This window comes from Galbibacter sp. (assembly GCF_048266365.1).
Classification (GTDB): Bacteria; Bacteroidota; Bacteroidia; order Flavobacteriales; family Flavobacteriaceae; genus Galbibacter.
On the sequence record NZ_JBLWZP010000033.1, the window covers coordinates 1 to 6,252 of the forward strand.

The following is a 6,252-nucleotide window of genomic DNA, read 5'->3' on the forward strand; positions in this document are numbered from 1 at the left end:
CTGGAATTAAGGAAATTGCCAAAGGTTTTGAGGATCTATTCTCAATACAGCTCGGCGATTATTATAGAATATTTCTGGAAATTAGGATGCGGAAAAACAATCAGACCAAGTTGTTGGATTTTTTAAAGACCTGCATTCAGAATAAAATTGTGGAGGCGGATGGATGAAAGGAAGTATGTAGAAAGAAATATGAAGTACGATGGACGAGGGACGAAGTTGTTGTTTGTTGTGGGTTGTCTGTTGTGATATTAATTCTAATTTCAGTTGTGCAGCGAAAAAATGGCATAATTAAACTTAGGCAAAATTTCGTGTTTTTTTACCAAAGTTTAATTGATTGGTTTTTCAACTCAGTTCTTTGTTGCCAGTAGTTTTTACTCGCCATCTTCGGGTAACAACAATACAAAAAAATCAATAACCAATGATGATACTTCTCCATTTTCATCAATTCCCCAATACGCTGGATAAGTTCCGTCGCCATAACCCGAATGGAACATTGTTATGTTTAAATCCGAATTTGGTAATTTGAAATTTATCCAATCTCCATAATCATTCAGGTCATTTATGTCTTTCGCATTTTTTTTAAATTCATCCGCAAACAAGTCGTCATAAATATTTCCATTTGGGTTTGCTTTCATAAAGTTATCTTGAAATTTCAAGTATTCAACTCCAGCCTCTATATCAAAAAATCCTCCGAGTCCTGCGTCGACAGGAAATCCGAAAAAGTCTCCGTCTCCAGTTAATTCATTAACATCTTCTCCTTCACGAACAGCCAAAACCCATTTTTCAGCTCTATTGTCGTTGAATTCTAATTTAGCAATTGCATATCTATCTCCTGAATCTTTTGTTTTAGCTACATATATTTTTATTGGATATTCTCCAATTTTAATTTCACGCTCTAATGGTTTCATATCTGGCGTTACAAGTGGGTCGCAAACGACAATTTTTCCTGTTGGCACTTTTAATTTTCCAATTTCAATTAACTCAATTGGGATTCCTTCTACAGTATCGTTTTCAAAAATCAAATTATAATCAGCGTGCGAAAGTATTTCCTTTTTCTTTTCCGTTTTTTTCTTAAACAGTCCAAACATTTCTTTGTCTTTTTGAAATTCCGCTTTTTTATCCGATAAATTACAGGATAAAAAACTTAAAATTATTCCGAATATTGTTAGTTTTCTCAATGTTTTTTAAATTACTGGCAACGGTCTCGTATAACCGTCAGTTACGGGTTAATATGCGTTAATATTCGGTTTGGCACTGGCGTTAGCAATTCCGAGTGGATTCGGACGCAGTCGAATCCGCCGTAATTGCGGTTATACATTGTTAGCTGTTGCCTTTTATTGTTTTGTCAAATTATAGTTTTGAAATTCGCCATCCATACCTATTGGATTAATTTGTTTTAATCCGTTATTAACGAACCATTTTTCATTTTCAAAAACCCTAATAGTTTCAAATCTTATTTCGAAATAGTTAGTCTGTTTTCCTTTAATCAAATATTCTGGAGATTTAAGTCCTTTGGTGTCGATTATGTGGAAGCTTCTAATATTCGAATAATTCGTTTTCACTTTGTCATAACAGTCTTTTAATTCAACAACTTTTCCTTCATCGGTGGTTATGGTCAATTGATAATTCACTAGATGGCCACTCTTATTAGTCACCCTAAAAATATTTTTCTCTGCTTTTTTTGATTTTTCATCTACAATTATTTTATCTCGTTGAGGAAAGCTATTTAAGATTAAGCTGTCACCTACAACATTATAGTTCCCATTTATTTTTTGCTGAAATAACTCCATTTTTAATTCATATTGAAAAGTATAATCCGCGTTTAACTGTAATGATTCCGAAAAATGTCTTTGTGAGTAGGAATATTTTCCAATTAAAGTATCAGCCTCATTTTGTATTAATGTAGTTAATAAAATAATTGTAAAAAGAAACTTCATATATGTTATAATTCAGGTTGCACTAACGGTTTTGGCTATGGTTTCGTTGCGGAAAATGTCCGAAGGACTTTTCCGCTGTAGCCGAAAGATAGCAAAACGGCGAGACACGAGCAAAGCGAACTGGAGCCAGCAATTTTCGGCAGAACACGAGCGCAGCGAACTGGCGCAAGCAAATTTCGCCGCAATGAACTATAGCCGTTGTTGTAACACGTTATTTATTAAATTCTTCAACCCAAGATTTGTATTCTTCAGAAGATTTATATTCATTTATCCAAGTATTCTCTCCATTTAAAAAAGCAAGTAATAAGTCAGTCATTTCTTTCACTGTTTTTGGAGGATTGTCGGTTATAATTTCAATATATTCGTTACCATAAGACGAGGAAAAACTATTATAAAAACTACCACGAAACTCGCAGATAGTATTAATGATTTGGTTCTTGGTTGGTTTTTCATTAGTTTTTTATTGTATTATTATTTTGTTTTAAATCTTTCAACCATAAAACCTCCAAGTTTTCTTTAGACTGTTTATATATGTTATTTACGTTTTCTGGTTCAGTTATAAATTGTTTTAGTTTATCGATTCCATATGATTTTACAAGGTATTCGATAATTGTTGCCGAAATTGGGTATCCATTCATATCTCCAAATTGATAATTATTAGCCTTTTCTAATTCACTCCAAGATGGAATTTTATTATTGAGTAGTTGAGAAAGAACTAACTCACGTTGTGATTCATTAAGTTGTTTGGCTTCATAATAAGCATAACCTTCATTTAGCCAATTTGGCAGACCTACAAGTCCTTGTTTTCTGAAATTAAGCAAAATAGTATGAGTGAGTTCGTGAACGATTGCTTTCATAAGTGATTCATAAGTATGCTGGCTTCCTGGTTTTAAAGGACTTACCATTTTTAACTCATTTTTACCGGCTACTCCTACTACCCACTCAGGTGCATCAAGCAAGTTAATAGCATTATGAAATGATTTAATATTTGGATAAATGAAAACATCAATTTTTGATTCAAAATTAGTTTTCATATCCTCTGTTATCCTTAAATAATTACTTTCAAGAGACTGGGATAAATTTTTAAGAACACTTGTATCAGTTTTTTTTGAATAGAAATTAAAATGTTGACTCTCGAATTCTAAATTTAAAGAAGTTGTATTTTCTTTTTTAAAATTATTATAATCAATTGTTTTGGTTAAAGGAACAAGAATAAGTGAGGATTTTAAATGAGGCTCTATCCAATTGCCATTAATAGATTTTCCATTATTTTCAAAAACACCTTTGAAAACTAATTGAGCAGCAGAACTTTCTAAGATAATTGAATCTTGTTTGATATAAACCTTGCTCAATGGGATGTCTTGAATCCCTTTACTCGGAATACCTAAATTTCCAGTAAGTTGTCCTAAACTATCTTTAAAAACATTGAAAACAACTTCTGGGTTGGCCTCTCCCATTTTTACTTTTCCAATCCAGGAACTTGGTGCAATTGATTTATTCGTTTGCTCATTGCATCCAGTAATTAAAACTACACAGAGAAAGGGAATTAGGAATTTCATAAATGTTTCTATTTTTTATTGGACGATTCAAATCAATGAATATTACTTACTTTTTAATTATATTCTTTACAAATATTAATGTTACTAATGCAGGTGTTAATCCAATAAATAAGGAATAGTATGTGTTATATGGGGCTGATAATTCAATTTTTGCTGTTTCTTTAACTATCAAATGTTCATAAGGTTGAGCGTCATAGAATAAGGTAATGATGAAATTCCAACCGAAATGAAATCCTAAAGGCATCATTATTGATTTAGTTTTTGCAAATGTATAGCCCCAAACATATCCAGTAAAACCAGTTGTAGCAAGCACATATATTAAGAGTATAATTTTATCAGAATTAATTATTCCGTAAGAAAACCAATGATAAATACCAAAGGCAAAAGCGGATATTAAAAGTCCTTTTTGTAACCCTATTTTTTTTATCAATATATATAAAAGTGCTCCGCGAAATATTAAATCTTCTGTTAAAGCAGCTTTTAAATGGTACCAACCAGAAAGAAAGAAGGAGTTTAAATTAAAGGTTGGACTTTTTGTCCAAGAGATGGACAGCATTTGAGTATCAATTAAAATAAATAAAAGTTTAAGAACGAAAATAAAACCTACTCCGATGGCGAATTGGAAGATTCTATTGTTGACAGGGCAAAACCCTAACACACGTAGGTTTTCTCTTTCTATATAATATAGTAACAGCCAAGATGTTATAAGAATAATTATAATTCCCAACATTTTTATTGACTATTTGATTTTGAGTTTTTAATAAGGGTAGTTAGGGTTTTATTTTTCCAAAGTTTAAAAAGCATCAAACCTGTTAATGTAATTATTATTAAATAATAAATACATAATTCAAAATTTGTTTCTGGAAAGCTACTTGATTGAGCAATATAAGCAGTAGCTATAAGTAGAATGGTACAAAGTATAATGACAGAAAGAATAGCCTCTTTATAAAATGATAATTCTTTTGAAACAGTAGAATTTTCATAATTATTATCTAATATATCCATTGAAAAATTTAAGTAAATTGAAAGGGTTTTTAATGTGTGCATTCTTGGATTCACTACACCTTTTTCTATTCGTTGAATTGAACGTAAACTTATATTTGATATGTCTGCTAACTCCTGTTGCGTATATTTTAATTCCACCCTTTTTTCTTTTACGATTGTTGCTATTATTTGCTGTCGTTTTATATTCATCCTAAAAGTATGTTATTAGTTTAGTTTATTGGATGTCATTAATGTGACATTCTTACGTCATTTTGATATTTACCGCTAACGGTCTCGGCTATGAGTAGTTGCGTGGTTTAGCACTTAACTTTACAATTACCCACATAACTGAAAATCCGCGAGGATTTTGCTTCGCCAGTTCGCACTTCATGCTCGTGCCAGAAGTAAGCGAGAACAAGCAAATACTTATAGCCATTGTTGGCTGTAGTTTTTATTTTTCATCATCATTTGGTTGTGTTCCGTATTCCAATAAATCAATATGTACTGAAGTTGATTTATATTTTCCAGTTCTCATACTTTCGATAAAATCTTCTTTAGAAACTCCAAAACCATTTGAAATATAATGAAAATGAGGTTGACCTTCTTTCCAATTTTCTTTACCACCAATACTTTTATAAGTCAAAAAGAAACAATGCCAAATGTCATCTTTTTCAAAAAAGTGCGATACTATTACTTTTCTGTTTTCGATTATATGTTTTAATTCTCCATCAGTTAATTCAGTTTCTCCAACTTTGTGAATGCTACCATCCTCGTTTAAGTGAAAAACCTTTGGAAGTTTTTTTCCTTCAAATCCGTTTGGTAGATTTTTGAAATGATATTTGCTGTATAAATAACCAAAGTCATTATAAGATTTAAAAATCAAAGACACTAAAATATCTGGATTTAAAGACATTCCTTTTAATAGTCTTACTTGGTCTTTCTTTCGTTCAGTTTTTAATAACTCAATAAAATTTTCGTGAATCTCTATTTTTTCACATTTTTCACAATATCCAACGACCATTTCTTTTGCTTTTTTCTCAAAGTATTCGCTATCCAAAAATGAAGTCAATAATGGACTTTTTGTATATAATAAATCTCTTATTAAAGTTGCGCTTTGTTTTAATTCAGCGGTTTTATAATAATCAACAGGATTCACTTTTTCTACTTTGTCTGAAGCAAATACTCGGATAAATCCATTTCCATTTTCGTTAAATATTTTTTCAGTATTCATTTCTCAAATTACAGCCAACGTGTTTGTATATGGAAAGTTGCGTGTTTGCGTGCGAGGATTTTCCGAAGGAAAATCAGACGTAGCAAACGTGCAACGACCTTTGTTTTAGCACAACACCAGCAATTTTTTATATACGGCTTAAGTTTGATTTTTCTTAAATCAGTTAACTTTAAGTATTAATCAGAAAGAACAAAAGAGCGGAGTAAGGTTACTATATACGGTGAAGCTTTTAGACTTCGGCAACATTGATAATCCCCGCTCTTTTCTACTTTAATTTCGTTTAGATCTGTGAGGCCTGGACCTCGTTTTCAAGTTGTTGGAACCAAAGTAGATTGTCCTTTCGTCATCTTTTTTTCTATGAATAAATATAGCAAAATTTATGGAGTGGACATCAGCAAGGATGTCTTTGATGTATTCGGTTCCCAAGAGGGGCATCAGCAGTTTTCCAATGATCCCAAAGGCTTTACGGCCTTTCTGAGAGTATTGGACAAAAAGGGGTTGGTAGTCATGGAGGCCACGGGCTATTACCATTATCGTCTTG

7 protein-coding genes and 1 pseudogene are annotated in these 6,252 nt (G+C 31.7%); 2 read left to right on the top strand and 6 right to left on the bottom strand.

Features of this window, described 5'->3' with window-relative positions:
* The first annotated feature begins 14 nt into the window (after positions 1 to 14).
* Positions 15 to 167, top strand: coding sequence for an RteC domain-containing protein (locus ACN0TV_RS17020; RefSeq protein WP_417364554.1), 153 nt, complete (start codon positions 15 to 17; stop codon positions 165 to 167).
* Positions 168 to 371: 204 nt separating this feature from the next.
* Here the strand turns inward: ACN0TV_RS17020 and ACN0TV_RS17025 are convergent, their stop codons facing one another.
* The 6 genes from ACN0TV_RS17025 to ACN0TV_RS17050 all read right to left on the bottom strand — a co-directional run bounded on the left by ACN0TV_RS17025 (position 372) and on the right by ACN0TV_RS17050 (position 5,711).
* Positions 372 to 1,178: a DUF4241 domain-containing protein gene (locus ACN0TV_RS17025; RefSeq protein WP_417364542.1), complete on the bottom strand. Its 807-nt coding sequence runs from the start codon at positions 1,176 to 1,178 to the stop codon at positions 372 to 374.
* Positions 1,179 to 1,334: 156 nt separating this feature from the next.
* On the bottom strand, positions 1,335 to 1,937 hold the full coding sequence (locus ACN0TV_RS17030) for a hypothetical protein (RefSeq protein WP_417364544.1): 603 nt from the start codon (positions 1,935 to 1,937) through the stop codon (positions 1,335 to 1,337).
* A 452-nt stretch (positions 1,938 to 2,389) separates the two neighbouring features.
* Entirely contained in the window at positions 2,390 to 3,496 is a 1,107-nt protein-coding gene (locus ACN0TV_RS17035) for a peptidase MA family metallohydrolase (protein WP_417364546.1), read from the bottom strand.
* A gap of 46 nt (positions 3,497 to 3,542) precedes the next feature.
* Entirely contained in the window at positions 3,543 to 4,226 is a 684-nt protein-coding gene (locus tag ACN0TV_RS17040; protein WP_417364548.1) for a CPBP family intramembrane glutamic endopeptidase, read from the bottom strand.
* Positions 4,227 to 4,228: 2 nt separating this feature from the next.
* Positions 4,229 to 4,690, bottom strand: coding sequence for a helix-turn-helix domain-containing protein (locus ACN0TV_RS17045; protein ID WP_417364550.1), 462 nt, complete (start codon positions 4,688 to 4,690; stop codon positions 4,229 to 4,231).
* Between the two features lie 241 nt (positions 4,691 to 4,931).
* On the bottom strand, positions 4,932 to 5,711 hold the full coding sequence (locus ACN0TV_RS17050; RefSeq protein ID WP_417364552.1) for a hypothetical protein: 780 nt from the start codon (positions 5,709 to 5,711) through the stop codon (positions 4,932 to 4,934).
* 357 nt (positions 5,712 to 6,068) lie between these two features.
* On the opposite strand from ACN0TV_RS17050, the pseudogene ACN0TV_RS17055 reads away from it, so the two are divergent.
* Positions 6,069 to 6,252 (top strand): annotated as a pseudogene (locus ACN0TV_RS17055) (IS110 family transposase); the annotation flags it as partial.